Origin of the sequence: Mycobacterium sp. GA-2829, from assembly GCF_001499965.1 — a bacterium.
Taxonomy (GTDB): Bacteria; Actinomycetota; Actinomycetes; order Mycobacteriales; family Mycobacteriaceae; genus Mycobacterium.
In genome coordinates this window covers 94,493-114,717 of the sequence record NZ_LQIT01000011.1, presented here as the reverse complement: position 1 = coordinate 114,717, position 20,225 = coordinate 94,493, and the positions used below count along the sequence as shown (strand labels likewise).

22 protein-coding genes are annotated in these 20,225 nt (G+C 70.0%); 15 read left to right on the top strand and 7 right to left on the bottom strand.

Translation table 11 applies throughout. The features are described 5' to 3' along the window. Nucleotides 1–26 precede the first annotated feature (26 nt). Entirely contained in the window at nt 27–509 is a 483-nt protein-coding gene (locus tag AU194_RS32155; RefSeq protein WP_197417551.1) for a hypothetical protein, read from the top strand. Nucleotides 510–553: 44 nt separating this feature from the next. On the opposite strand, the gene AU194_RS08420 is transcribed toward AU194_RS32155, so the two are convergent. Further along, a complete protein-coding gene (locus AU194_RS08420) occupies nt 554–1,129 on the bottom strand; it encodes a TetR/AcrR family transcriptional regulator (RefSeq protein ID WP_059088777.1) in 576 nt (191 codons plus the stop codon). Between the two features lie 73 nt (nt 1,130–1,202). Here AU194_RS08420 and AU194_RS08415 point away from each other — a divergent pair, with 73 nt between their 5' ends. The 5 genes from AU194_RS08415 to AU194_RS08395 are packed head-to-tail and all read left to right on the top strand — an operon-like array spanning nt 1,203 to nt 6,464. Beyond that, complete coding sequence (locus tag AU194_RS08415) at nt 1,203–2,210, top strand: NAD-dependent epimerase/dehydratase family protein (protein WP_059088776.1); 1,008 nt, start codon at nt 1,203–1,205, stop codon at nt 2,208–2,210. Beyond that, nucleotides 2,210–4,429: an acyl-CoA dehydrogenase gene (locus tag AU194_RS08410; protein ID WP_059088775.1), complete on the top strand. Its 2,220-nt coding sequence runs from the start codon at nt 2,210–2,212 to the stop codon at nt 4,427–4,429. The genes AU194_RS08415 and AU194_RS08410 overlap by 1 nt, the downstream gene beginning before the upstream one ends. A 13-nt stretch (nt 4,430–4,442) precedes the next feature. After that, nucleotides 4,443–5,651, top strand: coding sequence for a thiolase family protein (locus AU194_RS08405; protein ID WP_059088774.1), 1,209 nt, complete (start codon nt 4,443–4,445; stop codon nt 5,649–5,651). 4 nt (nt 5,652–5,655) lie between these two features. After that, complete coding sequence (locus AU194_RS08400; RefSeq protein ID WP_059088773.1) at nt 5,656–6,024, top strand: Zn-ribbon domain-containing OB-fold protein; 369 nt, start codon at nt 5,656–5,658, stop codon at nt 6,022–6,024. A gap of 44 nt (nt 6,025–6,068) precedes the next feature. Then, the gene (locus AU194_RS08395) at nt 6,069–6,464 is read left to right on the top strand and encodes a nuclear transport factor 2 family protein (protein WP_059088772.1); all 396 of its coding nucleotides are present in this window, start codon (nt 6,069–6,071) and stop codon (nt 6,462–6,464) included. On the opposite strand, the gene modA is transcribed toward AU194_RS08395, so the two are convergent. Both modA and AU194_RS08385 read right to left on the bottom strand, forming a co-directional pair. Next, nucleotides 6,461–7,198, bottom strand: coding sequence for a molybdate ABC transporter substrate-binding protein (gene modA / locus AU194_RS08390; RefSeq protein ID WP_059088771.1), 738 nt, complete (start codon nt 7,196–7,198; stop codon nt 6,461–6,463). The genes AU194_RS08395 and modA overlap by 4 nt on opposite strands. Next, nucleotides 7,195–7,602: a molybdopterin-binding protein gene (locus AU194_RS08385; protein ID WP_059088770.1), complete on the bottom strand. Its 408-nt coding sequence runs from the start codon at nt 7,600–7,602 to the stop codon at nt 7,195–7,197. Before AU194_RS08385 ends, modA begins: the two co-directional genes overlap by 4 nt. 187 nt (nt 7,603–7,789) lie before the next feature. On the opposite strand from AU194_RS08385, the gene AU194_RS08380 reads away from it, so the two are divergent. The 6 genes from AU194_RS08380 to AU194_RS08355 all read left to right on the top strand — a co-directional run bounded on the left by AU194_RS08380 (nt 7,790) and on the right by AU194_RS08355 (nt 15,616). Then, a complete protein-coding gene (locus AU194_RS08380) occupies nt 7,790–9,799 on the top strand; it encodes a hypothetical protein (RefSeq protein ID WP_059088769.1) in 2,010 nt (669 codons plus the stop codon). Beyond that, on the top strand, nt 9,796–12,270 hold the full coding sequence (locus AU194_RS08375; RefSeq protein WP_059088768.1) for a hypothetical protein: 2,475 nt from the start codon (nt 9,796–9,798) through the stop codon (nt 12,268–12,270). Before AU194_RS08380 ends, AU194_RS08375 begins: the two co-directional genes overlap by 4 nt. A 1-nt stretch (nt 12,271) precedes the next feature. Next, the gene (locus tag AU194_RS08370) at nt 12,272–13,429 is read left to right on the top strand and encodes a hypothetical protein (RefSeq protein ID WP_059088767.1); all 1,158 of its coding nucleotides are present in this window, start codon (nt 12,272–12,274) and stop codon (nt 13,427–13,429) included. A gap of 131 nt (nt 13,430–13,560) precedes the next feature. Continuing rightward, the gene (locus AU194_RS08365) at nt 13,561–14,583 is read left to right on the top strand and encodes an FHA domain-containing protein (RefSeq protein WP_059088766.1); all 1,023 of its coding nucleotides are present in this window, start codon (nt 13,561–13,563) and stop codon (nt 14,581–14,583) included. A 50-nt stretch (nt 14,584–14,633) separates the two neighbouring features. Then, nucleotides 14,634–15,143 carry a pyridoxamine 5'-phosphate oxidase family protein gene (locus AU194_RS08360; RefSeq protein WP_059088765.1) on the top strand — a complete coding sequence of 170 codons (510 nt, stop codon included), beginning with the start codon at nt 14,634–14,636 and terminating at the stop codon, nt 15,141–15,143. Then, nucleotides 15,140–15,616: a nitroreductase family deazaflavin-dependent oxidoreductase gene (locus tag AU194_RS08355; protein WP_059088764.1), complete on the top strand. Its 477-nt coding sequence runs from the start codon at nt 15,140–15,142 to the stop codon at nt 15,614–15,616. The genes AU194_RS08360 and AU194_RS08355 overlap by 4 nt, the downstream gene beginning before the upstream one ends. Here the strand turns inward: AU194_RS08355 and AU194_RS08350 are convergent. Genes AU194_RS08350 through AU194_RS08340 form a run of 3 tightly spaced genes read right to left on the bottom strand, consistent with a single transcriptional unit; the run spans nt 15,597 to nt 17,276 of the window. Continuing rightward, nucleotides 15,597–16,427, bottom strand: coding sequence for an acyl-CoA thioesterase domain-containing protein (locus AU194_RS08350; protein ID WP_059088763.1), 831 nt, complete (start codon nt 16,425–16,427; stop codon nt 15,597–15,599). The genes AU194_RS08355 and AU194_RS08350 overlap by 20 nt on opposite strands. A 44-nt stretch (nt 16,428–16,471) precedes the next feature. Then, a complete protein-coding gene (locus AU194_RS08345; protein ID WP_059088762.1) occupies nt 16,472–16,777 on the bottom strand; it encodes a GNAT family N-acetyltransferase in 306 nt (101 codons plus the stop codon). 13 nt (nt 16,778–16,790) lie between these two features. Further along, nucleotides 16,791–17,276, bottom strand: coding sequence for an EVE domain-containing protein (locus AU194_RS08340; protein WP_059088761.1), 486 nt, complete (start codon nt 17,274–17,276; stop codon nt 16,791–16,793). A 132-nt stretch (nt 17,277–17,408) separates the two neighbouring features. Between AU194_RS08340 and AU194_RS08335 the strand changes: the two genes are divergently transcribed. Then, a complete protein-coding gene (locus AU194_RS08335; RefSeq protein ID WP_059088760.1) occupies nt 17,409–17,687 on the top strand; it encodes a DivIVA domain-containing protein in 279 nt (92 codons plus the stop codon). A 133-nt stretch (nt 17,688–17,820) separates the two neighbouring features. Here AU194_RS08335 and AU194_RS08330 read toward each other — a convergent pair whose 3' ends face one another. After that, complete coding sequence (locus AU194_RS08330) at nt 17,821–18,114, bottom strand: WhiB family transcriptional regulator (protein WP_059088759.1); 294 nt, start codon at nt 18,112–18,114, stop codon at nt 17,821–17,823. Between the two features lie 336 nt (nt 18,115–18,450). Here AU194_RS08330 and AU194_RS08325 point away from each other — a divergent pair, with 336 nt between their 5' ends. Beyond that, nucleotides 18,451–19,194 carry a helix-turn-helix transcriptional regulator gene (locus AU194_RS08325; RefSeq protein ID WP_059088758.1) on the top strand — a complete coding sequence of 248 codons (744 nt, stop codon included), beginning with the start codon at nt 18,451–18,453 and terminating at the stop codon, nt 19,192–19,194. 120 nt (nt 19,195–19,314) lie between these two features. Next, the gene (locus AU194_RS08320) at nt 19,315–20,202 is read left to right on the top strand and encodes a hypothetical protein (RefSeq protein ID WP_059088757.1); all 888 of its coding nucleotides are present in this window, start codon (nt 19,315–19,317) and stop codon (nt 20,200–20,202) included. Nucleotides 20,203–20,225 lie beyond the last annotated feature (23 nt).

Genomic DNA, 20,225 nt, shown 5'->3' with positions numbered 1-20,225 from the left:
AAAGAGTCGGCGGCAATGGCTTATTCATGCGAAACAAAATGAGTAAAGCCGTCGCCCCGGGCCTGTTCGCAGGCGTTGCCGCATCTGCGATCGCGCTCGCGCCGGCGGCGTTCGGTAGCACAGGAAGTTTCGTCACCCAGCCTCCGCCGCCGTGCGTCAACGCCGACGGTAGCGCGTGCTTCGTCGGCCCGAACGGTGTTGCGGGTCCTGACGGCGCAGCGGGCGGCATCCCCGGTGGTCCCGGCGGTGTCGCGGGACCTGACGGTGCCAGCGGCGTGATCCCGGGCGGTCCGGGCGGTGTCGCGGGTCCCGACGGCGCGGCGGGCGCCATCCCCGGCGGTCCGGCCGGTGAGGCAGGTCCCGACGGTGCCAGCGGCGTCATCCCCGGTGGCCCTGAGGGCACTGCCGGTCCCGGTGGCGTGAGCGGTTCGATCCCGGGCGGTCCCAGCGGTTCTGCCGGCCCCGACGGGGTCCAGGGCTGCATCCCCGGTGTCGGCTGCATCGGATAACACCTGACATGCACAGAGGCCGGGTCGTCATGACCCGGCCTCTGCTAGTTCACCAGCGGCTCGGCGATCAGGCGTGCGGTGCGCTGCGCGCGCTCCCGCGAGTACGAACAGCCCTCTCGTTGAATCGCGTACACCACTCCCCCGACGATGGCCTCCGCGGCGGACTCCGCCGTCGGCTCGTCGACACCCGCGGCCAGGAGTCGGTCGCGCACCGAGGCGTGCAGCGGATCGCCGAAACCCGCCCGTAGCCGCGCGGCGGTGTCCTCGTGCTCCAGTGACGCGACCGTGAGGATGCGCAGCATCGCGTTCCCTCTGCGACTGGTCAGCGTGGTCGCCAGTTTGTCGATCCACGTCACCACATCCGCGACGAGATCCCCGGTGTCGCGGACCGGCGCCAGGATCTCGTGCGCATCCTCGAGCAGCACGTCGGCGACCAGTGCGGGCCGGCTCGGCCACCAGCGGTAGATCGTCTGCTTGCCCACGCCGGCGCGCGCGGCGACGGCCTCGATGGACAGCCCGTCGAAGCCGCGTTCGAGCAGCAGCTCACGGGTCGCGGCGACGATCGCCACGCGGGACTTCTCGCTGCGCCGCCGCGGCGGCGCGGTCCCCCCGTCGGGCATTGCGGGCTGCGTCATCGCCCCGTAGTCTGCCACAGACGAGACGAACCGTCTCGTCTCGGACACGGGGAGATGCGTGGGGAAGAAGCTCGTCATCGGGGCCAGCGGCTTTCTGGGCTCCCACGTCACGCGCCAGTTGGTGGACCGGGGCGACGACGTGCGCGTACTGCTCCGCCGAACCAGTTCGACGCGCGGCATCGACGGCCTGCCCGTCGAACGCCACTACGGGGGCGTCTTCGACGACGCCGCGGTGCGCGCGGCGGTCGCCGACTGCGACGTCGTCTACTACTGCGTGGTCGACGCGCGGGCGTGGCTGACCGATCCCACGCCGCTCTGGCGGACCAATGTCGAAGGCCTGCAACGCGTTCTCGACATCGTCACCGACGCCGACCTGCAGCGCTTCGTGTTCACCAGTTCGATCGCGACCATCGGACGCACCCGCACCGGCCTGGCCACCGAGGAGACCGCGCACAACTGGCTCGACCAGGCGGGGGACTACGTGCGAACCCGCGTCGCCGCCGAGGACCTCGTGCTGCGGTACCACCGCGAGCGCGCACTGCCCGCGGTCGCGATGTGTGTGTCGAACACCTACGGGCCGGGGGACTGGTTACCCACACCGCACGGCGGGCTGGTCCGCGCCGCCGTGCGCGGCAAGCTGCCGTTCTACATCGACGGCGCCCGGGCCGAGGTCGTCGGTGTGCGAGATGCCGCCGCCGCGCTGATCCTCGCCGCCGAGCGTGGCCGCCCGGGGGAGCGCTACATCGTCTCCGAACGGTTCATGAGCGCCCGCGAGATCTATGAGACCGCCTGTGCAGCAGTCGGCGTCACGCCCCCGCAACGCGGGATGCCGATCGGTGTGATGGCCGCGGCGGCGGTGCCGAGTGCCTGGCTGGCCCGGCTTCGCCGCCGTGACACCCAACTCACGCCGTTGACCATCCGGCTCATGCACATCATGTCGCCGATGGACCATGCCAAGGCCGAACGCGAACTCGGGTGGCGGCCCGCCCCGACCACCCAAGCCCTGGCCGAGGCCGCGGAGTTCTTCCTCGCCCACCGCCGCCAACCCGTCGAGGACCACCGCTGATGCCCATCGCGCTGACACCCGAACAGCACGCCCTGTCCGAAGCCGTCGGCGACTTCGCCGCTCGCCACGCGCCGATCGACAAGACCCGCGAAGCGTTCGACGACCTCACCGCGGGTGCGGTGCCCGCCTGGTGGGACGAACTGGTGGCCAACGGGTTTCACGCCGTCCACCTGCCGGAGCGGGTCGGGGGACAGGGCGGCGACCTCGTCGACACCGCGTGCGTCATCGAATCCGCCGCCCAGGCACTGCTGCCCGGGCCACTGCTGTCCACCGTCGCCGCGGGCGCCGTCGCGCTGCTCGCCTACACCGCACCGGCGGTGGACAGCCTCCTGCGCGACCTCGCGGGCGGTGTCACCGCCGCGGTCATCCTGCCGAATGACGGTGCGGTGCAGGCCGTCGCCGTGTCGAACGGGTGGGAGGTCACCGGGACGACGCGGATCGGGCTGGGCACGGGTGCCGCGCGCCGGATCCTGACCGCCGCGCACACCGATGACGACGGGCTGCTGTGGTTCGTCGTCGACGCCGACGACGTGGTGACCGACTCGCAGCGGGGGACCGACCTGACCACCGATGCGACATCGGTGCGGTTCGACCGCGTCACCGTCGCGCCGGAGCGCCGGCTGCCCGGGATCGACCTCGAGGCCGCACGGTGCGCGGTCGCCGCCCTCACCGCCTGCGCGGCATCCGGAATCCTGCGGTGGTGCGTCGACGCCGTCACCGAACATCTGCGCACGCGTGAACAATTCGGCAAACCGATCGGCGCCTTCCAAGCGTTGCAGCACCGCGCGGCGGAGCTGCTCATCAGCAGCGAACTGGCCACCGCGGCGGCATGGGACGCCGTGCGCTCAGCCGGGGAAAGCGCCGAACAACACACCATCGCCGCCGCGACCGCGGTGCTGATGGCCGTCACGCCGGCGCCCGACCTCGTCCTCGACACCCTGACGATGTTCGGGGCGATCGGATTCACCTGGGAGCACGATCTGCACCTCTACTGGCGGCGCGCCACGGCGCTGGCGGCGTCACTCGGCCCGGCCACCAGATGGAGTCGACGCCTCGGTGAGCTGACCCGCACCACCGCCCGTGATGTCACCGTGCGCCTCGGCGATGCGGAGCCCGACTTCCGGGCCCGGGTGCGCGCCGCCCTCGACCACGCGGCCGGCCTGCCCAATGACGGGCCCCGCCCGCAGGGCGACTACGACCAGTTCGCCACCGGGCCGCAGCGCACCGCGCTCGCGGAGGCCGGGCTGGTGGCGCCGCACTATCCCGCCCCGTGGGGGCTGGACGCCACACCGCGGCAGCAGCTCATCATCGACGAGGAGTACGCGGCGCGATCGGAACTGGTACGGCCGTCGGTCGGCATCGCGGAGTGGATCGTGCCGTCGCTGATCAGCGCCGCGCGTCCCGAGGTGCGCGACCGCCTGGTGCCGCCGACCCTGCGCGGGGAGGTGGCGTGGTGCCAGCTGTTCAGCGAACCGTCCGCCGGCTCCGACCTGGCGTCGCTGGTCACCCGGGCCACCAGGGTCGACGGCGGCTGGACGATCAACGGCCACAAGATCTGGACGTCGTCGGCGCAGCAGGCGCACTACGGAGCGCTGCTGGCTCGCACCGATCCCGACGCCCGCAAGCACCGCGGCATCGGCTACTTCATCGTCGACATGAGCGCCGAAGGCATTGAGGTGCAACCGATCCGGCAGGCCACCGGCGACGCGCACTTCAACGAGGTGTTCCTCACCGACGTGTTCGTGCCCGATGAGATGCTGCTGGGCGAACCGACCGCGGGGTGGGGGTTGGCGATCGCCACCATGGCCCAGGAGCGCGTCGCGATCGGCAACTACGTGCACAACGACAGGGCCGGCGCGCTGCGTCATCTGGCCGACACCGCCGGTCCTGAACAGGACGCGGCGTTGCACGCGCTGGGGGACATCGACGCGTACTCGGGGGCGATCAAGGCGCTCGGGGTGCGGGAGATGCTGCGGCTGCTCGACGGGCAGCACGCCGGGCCTGCGTCGAGTATCGCCAAGGTCGCGACGGCGGCGATGCTGCGGCGGACGTTCGCCGCGACGCTCCGCTTGACCGGTGACACGGCGCTGCTGGCGGACACCGACCCGCCGGTGGTGCAGCCGTACCTGCACCTGCCCGCCGAACTCGTCGGCGGCGGCACCAGAGAGATCCAGCTGAACATCATCGCGCAGATGGTGCTCGGGCTACCCCGTGGATGACAGGAAGGCGCACATGGGTTTACGCGGTGAAGCCGCCATCGTCGGCTATGTCGAACTGCCCCCGGAACGGCTGAACAAGGCCACACCGGGACCGTTCCTGCTCGAGCAGTGGGCCGAGCTGAGCGCCGCCGCGCTGGCCGACGCCGGCCTGCCGGGGGAGTCGGTGAACGGCATCGTCACCTCCCACATCGGCGAATCCGAGATCTTCGTCCCGTCGACGGTGGCGGAGTACCTCGGAGTGGACGCGAACTTCGCCGAAATTCTCGACCTCGGCGGGGCGAGTGCGGCGGGGATGGTCTGGCGGGCCGCGGCGGCGATCGAACTCGGGCTGTGCGACGTGGTGCTGTGCGCGCTGCCCGCGCGCTACCTGACCCCGACGTCGGAGAAGAAGCCGGCCCCACTCGTCGACGCGATGTTCTTCGGTTCGTCGAGCAACCAGTTCGGTTCTCCGCAGGCGGAATTCGAGATCCCCTACGGCAACCTGGGGCAGAACGGCCCGTACGGGCAGGTGGCTCAGCGGTATGCGGCGGTGTACGGCTACGACGAGCGGGCGATGGCCAAGATCGTGGTGGACCAGCGGGTCAACGCCAACCACACCGAGGGTGCGATCTGGAAGGACAAACCGCTCACCATCGACGACGTGCTGGCCAGTCCGGTGATCGCCGACCCGTTGCACATGCTCGAGATCGTGATGCCGTGTGTCGGCGGTGCGGCGGTGGTGGTGGCCAGTGCAGACATGGCGCGTAAGGCCAAGCGAAGGCCGGTGTGGATCAAGGGCTTCGGTGAGCACGTGCCGTTCAAGACCCCCACCTACGCCAAAGACCTGCTGCAGACGCCGATCACCAAGGCCGCCGACACCGCGTTCGGGATGACGGGTCTGGAGCGCACCGACATGGACATGGTGTCGATCTACGACTGCTACACGATCACCGTGCTGCTCAGCCTCGAAGACGCCGGCTTCTGCGAGAAGGGCAAGGGCATGGCGTTCGTCAGCGACCACGACCTGACCTTCCGGGGTGACTTCCCACTCAACACCGCGGGCGGACAGCTGGGCTTCGGACAGGCCGGGCTTGCGGGCGGTATGCACCACGTCTGCGACGCCACCCGGCAGATCATGGGCCGCGCCGGTGCCGCCCAGGTGGCGGACTGCAACCGGGCGTTCGTCTCCGGCAACGGCGGCATCCTGTCCGAACAGACCACCCTCATCCTGGAAGGTGACTGACCCGATGACCACCTTCGAACGCCCCATGCCGGTCAAGACCCCGACGACCGCACCCTTCTGGGATGCGTTGGCCGAACACAAGATCCGCATCCAGTACTCGCCGTCGTCGGACGAGTACGTGTTCTACCCGCGGGTGCGTGCGCCCCGCACCCTGGCCGACGACCTGGAATGGCGCGAGATCTCCGGACTCGGCACGCTGTACTCGTACACGGTCGCGCGCAGGCCCGTCGGACCACATTTCACCGACGCGGTACCCCTGCTGACCGCGATCGTGGAATGGGATGAGGGCCCGCGGTTCTCGACCGAACTGGTCAACGTGGCACCCGAGGACATCCACGTCGGGATGCGGGTGCGACCGGTGTTCTGCGACTAACCCGACCACGACGTCACGATGCTGCGGTACGAACCGGACGTCTCATGAGTGACCGGCAGGACATCGTCGACGTCCTGGTCCGCTACGCCACCGGGATCGACCGGCGCGACTGGGCGCTGTTCCGGACCGTGTTCACCGCCGACTGCCGCCTCGACTACGGCGACATCGGCACCTTCGACGGCGTCGACGCGGTCACCGAGTTCATGGATCAGACGCACGCCATGGCCGGCCACACTCTGCACCGGCTGACGAACTTCGCCGTCGACCTCGACGGGGACACCGCCCGCGCCCGCGCGTACGTCGACGCGGTGATCTTCGCGCCGGACAACGCTTCCGGTGTCAACGCCGTCGGCTTCTACGACGACGAACTGGTCCGCACACCCGACGGCTGGCGCATCGCCACCCGCCGCTTCACCACTGTGCGAATCAGTAGCGTCTAGGGCGGGCCGAACCCGCTGTCCCGCAACAGCGTCTGACCTTCGTCACCGGCGACCGCAGCCACGAAGTCCCGCGCGCGGTCCGACGATCCCTCGAGGACCGCGATCGGGTAGGTGTTCACCGCACCGGCCGCCTCGGGGAAGTCGACCGCGGTCACGCGGTCGCCGGCACCGCGCGCATCGGTGACGTACACGAGCCCGGCATCGGCCTGACCGCTGGTCACCTTGTTGAGCACATCGGTCACCGACGACTCCTCGCTCACCGGCTGTAGCTCCACATCCGCAGCGCGTTCCACGGCGGTGGTGGCGGCCCCGCACGGCACCTGCGGCGCACACACCACCACGCTCATGCCGGACGCCGTCAGATCGCGCAGCGTGCGGACGCTTTTCGGGTTGCCGGGTGCGACGGCGATAGTCAGGGTGTTGGTGGCGAATTCGACGGGGTCACCGGCGAGGAGTCCGGCCTCGGCGGCCCGGCCCATGTTGCGGGCGTCGGCCGAGGCGAAGACGTCGGCGCGCGCGCCCTGGGTGAGCTGGGTGACCAGGTCCGAGGACCCCGCGAACGAGAACTCGACCGAGGTGCCCGGATGGTCACGCTCGAACTGCTCGCCGATCTCCGTGAACGGCGCACGCAGCGACGCCGCGGCGAACACGGTGATGGTGTCGTTCGAATTCTCTTCGGTCGCACAGCCACTGAGCGTGACTGTGAGCAGGACCGCGCCGGCGATCCGCTTCATGATGGGGCGGCCGGCGTCTCGACGATGACGGTGGTCGCCTTCACAACGGCGACGGCGATGCTGCCGGGTTCCAGCCCCAGCTCCCGCACCGCGTCGGTGCTCATCAGCGACACGACGGTGAACGGCCCGCACTGCATCTCCACCTGCGCCATGACCGTGTCGGTGACGACGTTGGTCACCAGCCCGGCGAACCGATTCCGCGCCGAGCTCGCGACACCGAGCGGATCCTTCGGCGCGGAGCCGGCGTGGCGGCGGGCGAACTCGGCGAGTGCCGCGCCGTCGACGACCTTGCGCCCGGAGGCGTCGGGGGTCGCGGTGAGGCTGCCGTCGTCGATCCACCGACGGACGGTGTCGTCGCTGACACCCAGTAACTCGGCCGCTTGGCGGACCCGGATGGACGGCATGGCCACACCCTAACAACCGCGTCCTCGGCTGTGTGGCGTCCATTGCACCGCGTTTGCGGAAGTCTAAGGGCAAGAATCGGCCCCTTCGGGACACGTTCACCCGGTTCCGTGGATAATTTGCTGACCTTGATGGTGGAATCTGACGCAATGAAACGCGCGGGGGTGACGTGGTGACCGGAGATCTGCGGTGACCGAACACCCGCACGCCGACGACGATCCCCGCCTCGGCGCCCTGCTCGAATGGCGGCAGGGACTCATCGACTCCGGTGCCGTGTCCGCGCGCAGCTTCAAAGAGGCCCACCTGCGGCTCGTGCTGCGCTCCGGACGCACCGACGTCGATGAGATCCGCGCCATGCTGCCCGGCTCGGTGTCCGAACACGCCGACGACATGGCGCGCGTCCTCGCACAACTGCCCACACCGTCCGGCGATGCCGAGGAAACCCCCGGGGGCAGGCACCGTGGCGACGACACCGTCGAACCCGACGACGCGCCGTTCCGACCCGTCAACGAAAACCATTCCGAGTCAGACGAATTCGCGCCGTACACCGGTGGGATACCGGGCGCGCCGAGCCACAGCGTCTCACTGCACCGGCGCCGTGACACCGGCGCGCTCGAACTGCGCTGGCCGCCCGTCGACGCGGCCGAGGCCGTCGTGTACCGAGTGGTCAGCGGGGAGGACGCGCCGCCCCGGTCACCGGAGACCGGTGACCTGCTCGACGTGACCAACGCGACGTCGGCCACCGACGACCGGCCGCCGGTGGCCGCGGTGCGCCACTTCCAGGTGTGGGCGAACGCCGGATCAACCCATGCCGAAGCGCTGGCGGCCCAACCCGTCCTGCACGCGGGCGGCGTGCTGATCAGCCGCATCGCCGACCTCACGGTGCAGGAGGACTCCGGGCGGGTGATCGGCCGCTACACCGTGCCGCCCGGCATCGGCGCGGTCTACGTGTACCGGATCCCGGCCGGCGAAGCGCATCGCGACGGGCCGGAATACCGCATCCTGGCGGGACAGGACAACCTCGCGGGATTCGTCGACATCGACGTCGAACGCGGCCACCGCTACGTCTACCGCGTGCGGTGTGCCGCGCCCGTCGCTGGGGTGCTGCGACTGTCCGAGGCGGCCCAGGCCGACGTGAACGTATCGGCCGTGCTCGCGCCCGTCACCGACCTCGAGATCACCGGCAGCACCGCCGATGCCACCGTGCTCGACCTCGCCTGGACCACGCCGCCCGGCGGGCGCGTCGTCGTCTACCGAACCCCGACCGGGCCGAGCGCCGGCGCCGAGGCCGACGAGCTGCCTGAGGATGCGCTCGACCAGGTGGGTCTGCCACCGGAACTCCGTCTGGCGCAACCGATCACCGAGACCCGCGACGACGACGGGCGAATCCGCACCGCCATGCCCGCCGTCGCGTGGCCCGACCAGTGGAGCCGTGCGTACTTCACCCCTGTCACGCTCATCGGCGGGCGGGCGATGCTGGGCCGGACCTTCTCCACCGTGCGCACCGGGGTGATCCGCGACATCGAACTCGCCGAGTACTGCAACAAACAGGTGCTCACATTCGACTGGCCCGACGGCGCCGCAGAGGTCATCGTGTACCTCGCACCCCGGGGGCACGATCCGCGCGACGGGCTGAGCGGTCACAGCTTCGAGATCACGCTCGAGGAGTACGAGAAGTACGGCGGCCTGCAGCTGTCGAATCAGCTTCCCCTGGAAGGCTGTTCGCTACATCTCGCGCCGATCGCGTTCACCGGCGGCAGGCGCGTCATGGGTGCGATCGCCAGCATCGACTACCAGGGGCTGCTGCGGCTGCAGTACGCGGTGCGGGTGGGACGCGACAACGACGGCCGCCCGTTCAGCGCGACGCTGGCGGTGCGCTCCGAGTACGACCTGCCCGGCTCGCCGGCGTTCGTCCTGGTCAACAATCCGCACCGGATCCCGTTGAGCGTGCACGACGGTGACCTCGTCGACGTGGCGCCCCTCGACGAGCAGGGCAGGCTGGCCGCCCCGCCCGCCAAGGAACTGCGGTGGTCGCAGCTCACCACCACCGGCGGCAGCGAAGTGTGGGCGGCCAACGTCCGCAACCGGCAGGGCTGGATCCGGTTGTTCGTGAGCACCTCGTCGCCGGCCAGCCTGCGGCTGATCGCCTTGCTCGACCCGCCGGTCGAACATCTGCGGTTGACCCCGGCGGCGCCATGACCATGCGGTACGGGCAGCTGACCTACACCTCGTTCGACACCGGCGAACACACCGGTGGCTGGCAGGTGAAGGAGACCTCCGCGGATCTGACCGCCGAGGAGGTGCAGGCCCTGACCGCGGGGGTGCGCACGGTGTTCCGGCCCGCGCGGCCGCTGCCGGCGTACCCGACGGCCGAACAACTCGCACTGGGGCCGCGCCGGCTGTCGTACGGACGGCTGGACCGTCAGCGTGCGGGGTTCTGGCACACCGTGCCTGCCGGATCCGACAGCACCGGGCGTCCCGGGAACGTGTTCGCCCACGCACTTCTGGACCGCGCCGCGGGGGACCGGTCCCATCGGCCCATCCAATGGTGGCGTTCCGACGGGTGGCTGTGCCCGTACGGTCCGGTGGCGGTGGCCGGGGCGGCGCTGCCCGGCGAACCGCCCGCGCCGGGGACGTCGGTGACCAAGGACAGCGTGGTGCAGTTCGCGCTCGATCCCGGCTCGTGGCGGTTGGCGACCCTCTTCGGGTTGCTCGACGCGGTCGCCGCCGCCCTCGACGGTGGGCCCCCGGTGGTGCTCGGCGTCGAATCGGAGGATCACGCTGCGCAGTGGATCGGGTTGGTCAGCTTCCTCATGTCCCCGGGAACCGCTGCACGCCTGCACTTCTCGACCTTCGACCGGGCCGATCAGCTCGCACTCGCGCGCCAGAGCGTCCAGCACCTGACCGCGGTACCCCTGGAGGACCTCGAGGACGTGCCTGACGACGTCGTCGCGCTCAGCGAGCACGCCTCGCTGTCGCTGGGGGAGCTCGACCACGAACCGCACCGCACGGCGGCCGGCCAGACCATCACGGTCACCGCATGGTCGGCGATGGCGCAGGTCGTGCTCCTCGACACGGCGTCGGCGCGGTCCGTCCTCGACGACATCGACGACTACGCGGCCCAGGTCGCCGATGCGGGTCTGCACCCCGCCTGGCCGCTGGCGATGGCGGTGGCGCATCGCGACGAGTTCGCGGACGCGCTCACCGAGGCGCATGCGGTGATCGCCGCGCATTCACCGCGCGCGGCGGCCGATTCGGTGGTCGCGCGCACGATCGCCGACATCATGCGCGACGTGTTGGGGACCAGTACCGCCGACGCGTGGAAAGCCGTGCAGGACATGCCGTCCGGTCCGGCCGCCGAGCTGGCCACGGTGACGTATTTGAGCCGCGCGGTCGGCGACGCCGAATGGTTGGACCGGCCCGGCCTGCTCCCCGCACCGGAGCGGGAGTTCGAGCGGCACTCCCCGCCGCGCGAACTGCGCGAGGCCACTGAATCCGCCTTGGCCACCGCCCGCGCCGACGGCCCCTACCGGGTGGCGCGGGTGGCCGACCTGCTGCTGCGTTCGGGATTCGACGACGAGCGGGTGACGGCGGCGCTGCGTGTGGAGGTGGCGCCTCGACTGACCGAGCTCCTCGAGGAGCTGCGTGGAAACATCTGCGCCTCAACACGACTGACCCTCGCCGCGGTTCTGCTGCGCGACGGTGGTGAGACGCCTGAGGTGGGCGGCGAGGTGTTGGACTGGCTCGCCGACGGGTTCACCGCCCCCGCCCCGCAGGATCTGCGCGAGGCCGAGCCGTGGGATCCGGTGTGGACGCGGGCGGCGCTGCGCGGGGTCCATGCGGTGCAGCGCGGCGCCAGTGACCACGCCGACCGGTGGGCGAGCCTGTGGTGGTTGCGGATCACCGGTTCACCGCGGTTCGCCGAGGTCGCCGGCGATTCGGTGTGGCACCCCGACGAACTGCTCGCCGCAGCAGGCGATTCCGCACTGCCCGGCGGCGCCACCGTACGGACGTTGCTGGGCGCGGTGTCCTCGCAGGCACTCGACCGGTTGGCGCAGTCCGTGCTGAGCACCAACAACGACGACGTCGCGGTGGCCTGCGCGGCGGTGCGGATCTTCGACGCGCGGGCCTGGATCGAGGGCGGTTACGCCGCCACCCACCAGGCCGCGTACACACCGCTGTGGGAGAAGGCGCTGGACACCGTCGACGCTTCCGAGGTACATCACGACTTCGCCGTCCGGCTGGTGACGTTCGCCGCCGTGGCCCTCGCCGCCGGTCAGCCGTACCCGCCGTCGACGGACATCCTGGCCGCCGACAGCCAGGTGGCCAACGATGCATTCGGTCAACTGGCCGCACTGCTCGACGGTTACCTGCTGAACGCGATGTCGGTGTTGGCGGTCGCGGCCCTGCACTTCTCACGCAACGGCGATGATCCGGTGGCGGTCACGGACGGCGTCGAGGAGGTGGTCTGGCAGGCGGCGCGGCACGTCGTGGCCACGCGGCGGCCGGAAGCGTTGGACGCCAACATGATCGCCGCCACGATCGCACAGCTCACCGGTGAGCCACCCGACAGCGCCGTCCGGCGCCACCGCAGGTCGGTCCTCCGTCTGCTGGCCCTGCGACCCGATGCGCACACCGCCCCGATCGCCCGCACCCGTTGGAGCCGTTGACATGTCGAAATGCCCGCGGTGCTTCTCCGTACTGGACGGGAGCCAGTATCTGTGGACGCTGCCGCCGCAGGCCGGAGGCACCCGATACCGCGACGACCTCGCGTCGTCGTATCTCGGCGCGCCCGCCGATTCCGGACCGCTCTACACCTGGACGCGCCCGCCCGGGTACACCGGTCCGCCGCCGCCGCTGTCGGAGGCCAGCCAGGCGTTGGCCGGCCCGGCCGTGGAGATCTGCCCCGTCTGCCACTTCATGCTGCCCGACGACTGGCGCAGCGGCCACGCCGTGTGCATCGCGATGGCGGGAGCCCGCGCGACCGGTAAGAGCCTCTACATCGGGGTGCTGATCAAACAGCTCGAACTGCTCTGCGAGCACCTCGGAGTGTCGATGCAGCCCGCCACCCGCGCGACGGCGGTGGCCTACACGATGAATTACGAGACACCGCTCTACGTCCAACGCGGTCTCGTGCCACCCACGCCGACGGTGCAGACGCAGTCGTCGCATCAACGCGAACCGCTGATCTACGGGATCGGGGTGTGGCACGGCGTCCGGCGCTATCTCGTGCTGCGTGACGTGGCGGGGGAGGACCTGGAATCCGGCGACCTCAACACCCCGACGTTCCGGTTCTTCCCCAACGCCGATGCGGTGTTCTTCATGTTCGACCCGTTGCGCATCAAGGGGATTCGCGACCAACTCCACGATCTGTTGCCGGCGCAGGCCTTCAGCGGGGGCGACCCGCGGGCGGTGCTGAACAACGTGCTGCACGCGGTAGGGCCCGCGCAGCCGAAGCTGGCGGTGATCGTCTCGAAGTTCGACGCACTGCGCGTGCTGCGCGATGTCGAGGGCTCCGAGTGGAGCCTGATCATGTCGAATGCCGGTGCGGCGTACCTGCGGGATCCGTCGGACACCCCGCAGTACGACGAGGCCGACGGTCAGCTGCTGCACGAGGAGGTGCGCAGCTTGCTCACCCGGTTGCACGGCGGGGCGATCGTCGCGGCGGTGGAGAATCCGTCCACCGGACGACGGCTCGGTCATCGCTATTTCGCGGTGTCCGCTCTCGGTGCGCCGCCGAGCGGTAACCGGTTGCACTCGCGGGGGATCGCACCGTTCCGGACGGTCGACCCGGTGCGATGGGTGACGGCGCCCTACGGCGTGCTCTGAGGTACGCCATCCGACCAGGACGTCGGTGACGGCGGCGTCGATAACGGCACGGCACCGGGAGCGCCGCATGCGGCCTGAATGAGCCGGCGATTGGTTAGCATCGCAGGGCGAAGTGTTCGCGGGGGAGGTCCATGGTGCAGGTCGCGGACGAAAGCGTTCCCGCGCTGAGGATCCGGTGTGGCGAGATTCCGTACACCATCGCGCCCGACGATGCGCCGATCCTGATCGGCCGGGAGTCGCCCGCGCAGATCCGTGTCGACGATCCGCGGGTCTCGCGGGTCCACGCGCGGATCGAGGTGCGCGGCGGCCACTGGGTGGTGAGCGATGCCGCCAGCACGAACGGGATGTTCGTGGAGGGCGCGCGGGTCGACACCGTCGAGGTCCGCGACGCGGCGACGGTCCGGTTGGGGCACGCCGAGGGGATCCCGGTCACGTTGACCGTCGAGGAGGACGCCGTTGCGGACGGTGACGTCGCCCGCGTGGGCGCCGCTGTCGCCGACCGGCGTGAGGAACTCGGCTTCACCCGGCGCCGCCTGGCCGCGGACGGTGTGATCGACCAGCAGGTGCTGGCCGACTTCGAGGCCGGCGTGCAGTGGCCGTCCGACGAGGAGCTCGGCCGCCTCGAGGCGCACTTGCGCTGGCCGCCGGGAACCATCGCCGTGATCCATGCCGGCGGACCGGTTCCGGAGGACGAGAGCACCGAGATCCTCTCCGACACAGTGCAGATGGCGGTGATGGTCGACGCCGCGGAGATCGCCCTCGCCAACGTGAAGGCGCGCATCGACGCCGCCCCCAAACAGGACGACCCCGGGTACGACGAATACGTCGACGCGCTGCTGTTCGACCTGCGCGGGCTCGAGACGATGGCGCGCAACGCGGGGAAGAGCGCGCATCGACCCGACGTCGCCGTCGTGCTGCGCGACATCCGGCGCACCTACAACAACCTCGTGGTGCGGGCGGCCCGGGCACCGAACGCGCCGCTGAGCCGGCGGCTCTATGCGGCGCGGCACGCCGCCGAGCTGACCGTCGAGGAGACCGCCGACGCCGCCGGCGTGGGCCCCGACGCCGTTACCGACGCCGAAGCCGGTCGGCCCGTCAGCGCCGCCGACACGACCGCGCTCGAAGCCCTGGTGCGCCGACTCACCGCGCGCTGAAGACGGGGACTCCCGTGACGGCAACGGCGGGGGCCTGATAGGCATACACCGTGGGCAAGAACGAACGGGCCAAGATCGTGATGTCCGATGCGGAGATCAGCGAGTTCATCGACCACAGTCGGACCGCGACGCTGGCAACGCTGTTGCCCAGCGGCCGGCCGCATCTGGTCGCCATGTGGTACGCGGTGCTCGACGGGGAGATCTGGTTCGAGACCAAAGCCAAATCGCAGAAGGCGGTCAACCTACGTCGCGACCCCACACTGACGGTGATGCTCGAGGACGGCCTCACGTACAACACCCTGCGCGGGGTCTCGATCGACGGCCGCGCCGAGATCGTCGACTCGGATCCCGATCTGCTTCTGCGCGTGGGGATCAGCGTGTGGGAGCGCTACACCGGGCCCTACAGCGACGAGATGAAGCCGTTCGTCGACCAGATGATGAACAACCGGATCGCGGTGCGCGTGGTGCCCGAACGTACGCGCAGTTGGGATCACCGCAAGCTCGGGATGCCCGATATGCCGCTGAGCGGCAGCACCGCCCAGTACCTCGGGGAGCAATGACCGCGCCGCGCCCGAAGCAGCTGGATTCGCCGCTGCTGCCGAAGATCTTCAAGGCCGTCGGCAAGGCCCACGTGTGGGTGTACCGCCGCACCGGGGGTCGCATCGGCGGGAAGTGGCGCGTCGGCGCGGGTCTGCGTAAACCGGTGCCGACCATGCTGCTCGAACACCGCGGCCGCAAATCCGGCAAGTGGTTCGTCACCCCGCTGCTGTACATGCGCGACGGCGCCGACGTGGTGATCGTCGCATCACAGGGCGGGCGCCGCGAACATCCGCAGTGGTACCGCAACCTGGTGGCCCATCCTGACGTGTTCGCGCAGATCGGTCCGCAGCGCCGCGCGGTCCGCGCGGTAGTCGCCGACGAGGACCAGCGCACCCGGCTGTGGCCGCCACTCGTCGACCTCTACGCCGACTTCGAGAACTACCAGAGCTGGACCGACCGGCAGATCCCGGTGGTCATCCTGCAGCCCCGCTGAGCCCGGGCGTGAAACCCGGGTTCGCCAACGCCGTCACCGTGGCGTTGCCGATCGGGCCGAGACGATCGAACATCGTCGCCACCCCCACCGAGACGCCGTCGCAGCTGTGGTGGGTCAGCGCCGCGAGCCCCAGATGTGGACCGACCGGCAGCCGGCTCAGCGACACCGTGTAGTCCGCGTTGATGAACGGCAGACCCGTCGACCCGAAGTTGGTCAACGAACTCGCATAGTCGCCGCCGATGGCCGCCCGCACGAACGGGCTCAGCTCGATCCCCTCGACCAGCGGCGTGATCTCCTTGACCCACAACGATTTCGGACCTGACTGCTGCCAGCCGCGCAGGTCCGGCGTGGGATGCGTGGTGTCGCTGCCGCCGAACACCCACAGCAGCGTCGTGCGCCCGCCGGTCTCGACCGGATCCGGCGGCAGGGGCGGCATTTCCAGCGGAGTGGTCCACGCATCGTCGGCCGGCGCGGTGCCGCGCCGCAGCAGCAGGGCACTCGCGCGGGCCACGACGGTGTCGGCCTGCAGGAGTTCGGCTTCGACGAGCCACAGTCGCCGCCCGCGGCGCACCACCGTCGACCGCGCGGTGATCGACGCCATCCCGACCGGGCGCAGGAGGTCGACGGTGAGCCGCGCCGGTTGCATGTCCGGGTCCGCCGCGGTGTCGCGCTCGATGACGTGGCCCAGCAGACCGCCGACGTACGTCCCGCTCACCGTCTCGCCCCAGGGTCCTCGAGAGATGGCGGTGGGGCAGAGCGTGTCGCCGTCCGGGAGGAAGAACGCCGGCGCGGAAGGTCGGGAAGTGCTCACCGCGCTGACCCTAACGGTGGGCAGCAGGCCCTACGGCCGGAGGTTCAGTCCTCCACGGGGTCGACGATGTCGCTGTACTCGTCGTGCTTCTCCACGTAGTTCGCGACCAGCGCGCACGCGGGCACAATCCGCAGCCCCGCGTCGCGGGTTCGGTCGAGCGCTTCCGCGACCAGGATGGTGGCCAACCCGCGACCCTCGTACTCCTCCTCCACCTCGGTGTGGGTGAACACCCGCTGACCACCGCGGTCGGTGAACGCGGCGAAGCCGACGGTCTTGTCCTCGACGCCGATGGTGAAGCGGTCGGATTCGGCGTTGACGGTGGTGGACGCGCCGGTCTTGTCGGTGGTCACGATGTCTCCTCGATCAGTCGGGGTGGTTCTGTTCGCTCTCGGATACCCCGCCAGAGGTCTCGTTGACCGTCGCCGCGGCCACCAGTTCCGGCGGGCGCGTCATCGCGGTGCGGATGACCTCGAAATCGTGGTCGTCGATGCGGAAGACGCCGAACCGGAACTTATATCCCCAGCGCTGTTTGTTCTCGACGAAGTCGAGGTCATCGATCATGGGCCGGATCGGGGTCTCGACGCAGTCCAGGAAGTCGACGTTGCGCCGCCAGGGATTCTCGGAGACGTCGGCCTCATACGGCTCGTCGTCGACCACCTGGCCGATCGCGGTGAACGCCTGCAGTGGCGGGCCGTCGGGATGGGTGGTGCGAGGCGAGTAGAAGATGAGCCAATCCCCGCGCGCCATGCGCCGAAGCGCGTGCGGCTTACCGTGATTCGCTTGGGTGAAACGGCCGCGGACTGCACGTTCGACGTGATCGCGGCTCACCGTGGTTATCCAGTTCGTCATGGTTGGGACGCTAGGCGGGGTCGCCGACAGGAGGCGGTGGTCGTGAGCGGCGCTGTGGAGCAATGGCGCGCTGGGGATGAACGAACGACGAACGGCGAACGACAGCGTCATGCGCGGTTACGATCGCAGGCGATGAGCGAGCCCTCCGGCGGATTGACCGCCGACGCCGTACGCAACGCCACATTCACGAAGTCACCGTGGAACAGGCGCGGCTACGAACCGAAATCGGTGCACGACCTGCTGGCGCTGACGGCCCGCCGCCTCGAGGGCCGCGGGCATCTGTGCGCCGACGACGTCCGCGGGATCCGATTCCCCAAGCCGCCGCTCGGCCGTCGCGGTTACGACGAGGCCGAGGTCGACGAATACCTGGAGGCCGTAGCGGCGGCGATCGCCGCGCTCGACAGTCGGTAGAAGTGGGGACGGTGCCGCCATGGCGCCTCTCGGCGAGTGGTCGCTCGAAGCGACTGTTGGGGTGGGGCCCGGGGCTATGCCCGGCACCGTCGCATCATGTAACCGGGGTGCCGCCGGGGATATTCCGGACGGTTCAGGCCGATTCCGGGAACACCCGTCGGATGGCGCGGATCGGGTAGCCGTTGCGCTCTGCCAGCGAACGAAGCTGCTTGAGCGCGAAGGTGCGGCCCCGCCCGGCCTCCGGGATGACGATGCCGGCCCACAGCCCCTCGGCGCGGGGGAGTTCAACCGCGTCACGGGCACACATCCAGCGGCGCGGGCAGCCGCGGCAGATGGCCTTGGCCTCCTCGTCCGCGGTCGTGGTCCACCGCTCCGGATCACGCGTACAAGCGCCGACCGGGATTTCCAGGAATGTCACGTTGCTCATGGGTAACTCCTTCGAACGAGCCATGCGGGCCAGCGCCCCGCGTTGAGGGGAAATCTATAGCAACAACCGTAGCGATGCAACGGTTTGAGATGGGTGCGGGTACGTGGAGTGCGTCACTCTGCGCGACGAACGCCTCTTCACCAGGCGAACGGGCATCTCATGCCGCTGCGGTTCCGCAACGAAAACCGAAGCATTGCGCGTGCGACGGCCTTGAAAGGTATAGCTTTGATACGGAATTGCCAACGGAAACCGCACCCGAGTCATAGCGGCGGCGGTTCTCGCGGTTAGTATTACGACACCGAGCCGCCGTCGAGCCAACGAGGATGAGCGCCGTCCATGACCAACGCGGAGCCGATCGACGAGGCGACAGGGGTCCTCGATCCCGGGGTCGCCCGAGCCGGTGCGGCGGCGGCGGCGCGGCGGCGTGAACTCGACATCAGCCAACGGAGCCTGGCCGCGGACGGCATCATCAACGCCGGCGCGCTGATCGCGTTCGAGAAGGGCCGCAGCTGGCCTCGGGAACGCACGCGGGCAAAGCTCGAAGAGGTGTTGCGCTGGCCCACGGGCACCATCGCGAAGATTCGCAGGGGCGAACCCGTCACCGTCGCGAGCACACCGGTCGCACCGGTTCCGCCGCCGGCCCCTCCGGGCGACTCGTCGGTGATCGCGCAGGCCGTCGAATCCGCGGTCAACACCATCGGCGCCACTGCTGCTGCGCTGCCCGCCGTCGACCATCCCGATTTCACGCCCCGGGTGACGGCCATCCTCGCCGAGGTCCGCCAACTCGAATCCGCCGTCGCCAGCGCCGCCCGACTCAACAAGGTCACCCCGCCGCTCATCAAGGCGCTCAGCGCCGTGCGCCGACGGATGGACGAGTTGACGATGCTGGCCGCCAGCGCGCCGAATGCCACCATCGGACAACGCTTGTACGCCGCCCGGCGGCGCGCGAACCTGACGATTGACGAAACCGCCCAAGCCGCAGGGGTGTCCGATGAGGACATCGCCAATGCCGAGGCCGAACGGCCGATTTCGGCGAATGCGGCCGCCGCGATCCTCGCGTTGATCGGTGAGTTGGATTGATGCGGGCGCGATTCGGGGAGCGCGTGGTGCGGTGTGGCCTACTACGCTCACATCGGTACGCTCGGCAGGTCACCTGAGTGAGGGTCGTGACGTGATGACGAAGGATGTGGAGGTCGGGACATGATGTGGCCGCCTCCGCCGCCGTCGTCGGACCCCTGGGCGACGGGACCCGCCCCCGATCCGGACGCCGACGGTGCGCCCGTCGATCAGCCCGCCGTCGAGCCGGTGGCCGAGCCGCTGTGGGAACCACTCGCCGACCCGGTCGCCGATTCCGGTCCCGACGAATTCGCCGAGCCCATCGAGCAACCCGTCGAGCAGTCCATCGAGCAGCCGGTCGAGCCCGAGTACGCCCCCGAACCGCCGCCGGCGACCGGATGGGCGCCGGAGTCCAGCGCACCGCCGCCCGTCGTACCGCGGTCGCAGGTGGCGCCGCCGCAGCAGAAGAAGCCGAAGTGGCTGATCGCCGCCGCGATCGCGGGCGTCATCATCGTCGGCATCGCGGCGTGGCTACTCATCCCGTCCGGAGGCGACGACGACGGGGGAGCGGCGGCCACGACGACCACCCCGTCCAACACCGCCGATCCGGAAGCGGAGGCCGAACTGCGCGCCCTGTTCCCACGCGGCTACACACCCGATGCCTGCGAACTGCAGACGCCGCCGACGGGTGCGCTCGCCGAGGCGTCATGCGGTGCCAACACCGATCCGGGCGGCCCTCCGGCGGCGACCTACACGATCGCCGCCGACGACACCGCCCTGGACACCGCCTTCAACGACGTGGTCGAGGCGTCCACCATCGTGACCTGCCCCGGCAACATCCAGTCACCCGGACCCTGGCGGCGCAACGCCACCCCTCAGAAGGTCAGCGGCGTGCTCTTCTGCGGGCTGCAGGGCAGCCGGCCGGTAGTGGCGTGGACCAACACCGACGACTCCCTGATCGCCGTCGTGAAGGCCGGGGCGCAGGGGCCGACGCTCGATCAGCTCTACACCTGGTGGAGCTCGCACTCCTAGACGGAAACGAACGGCGGGGCTGC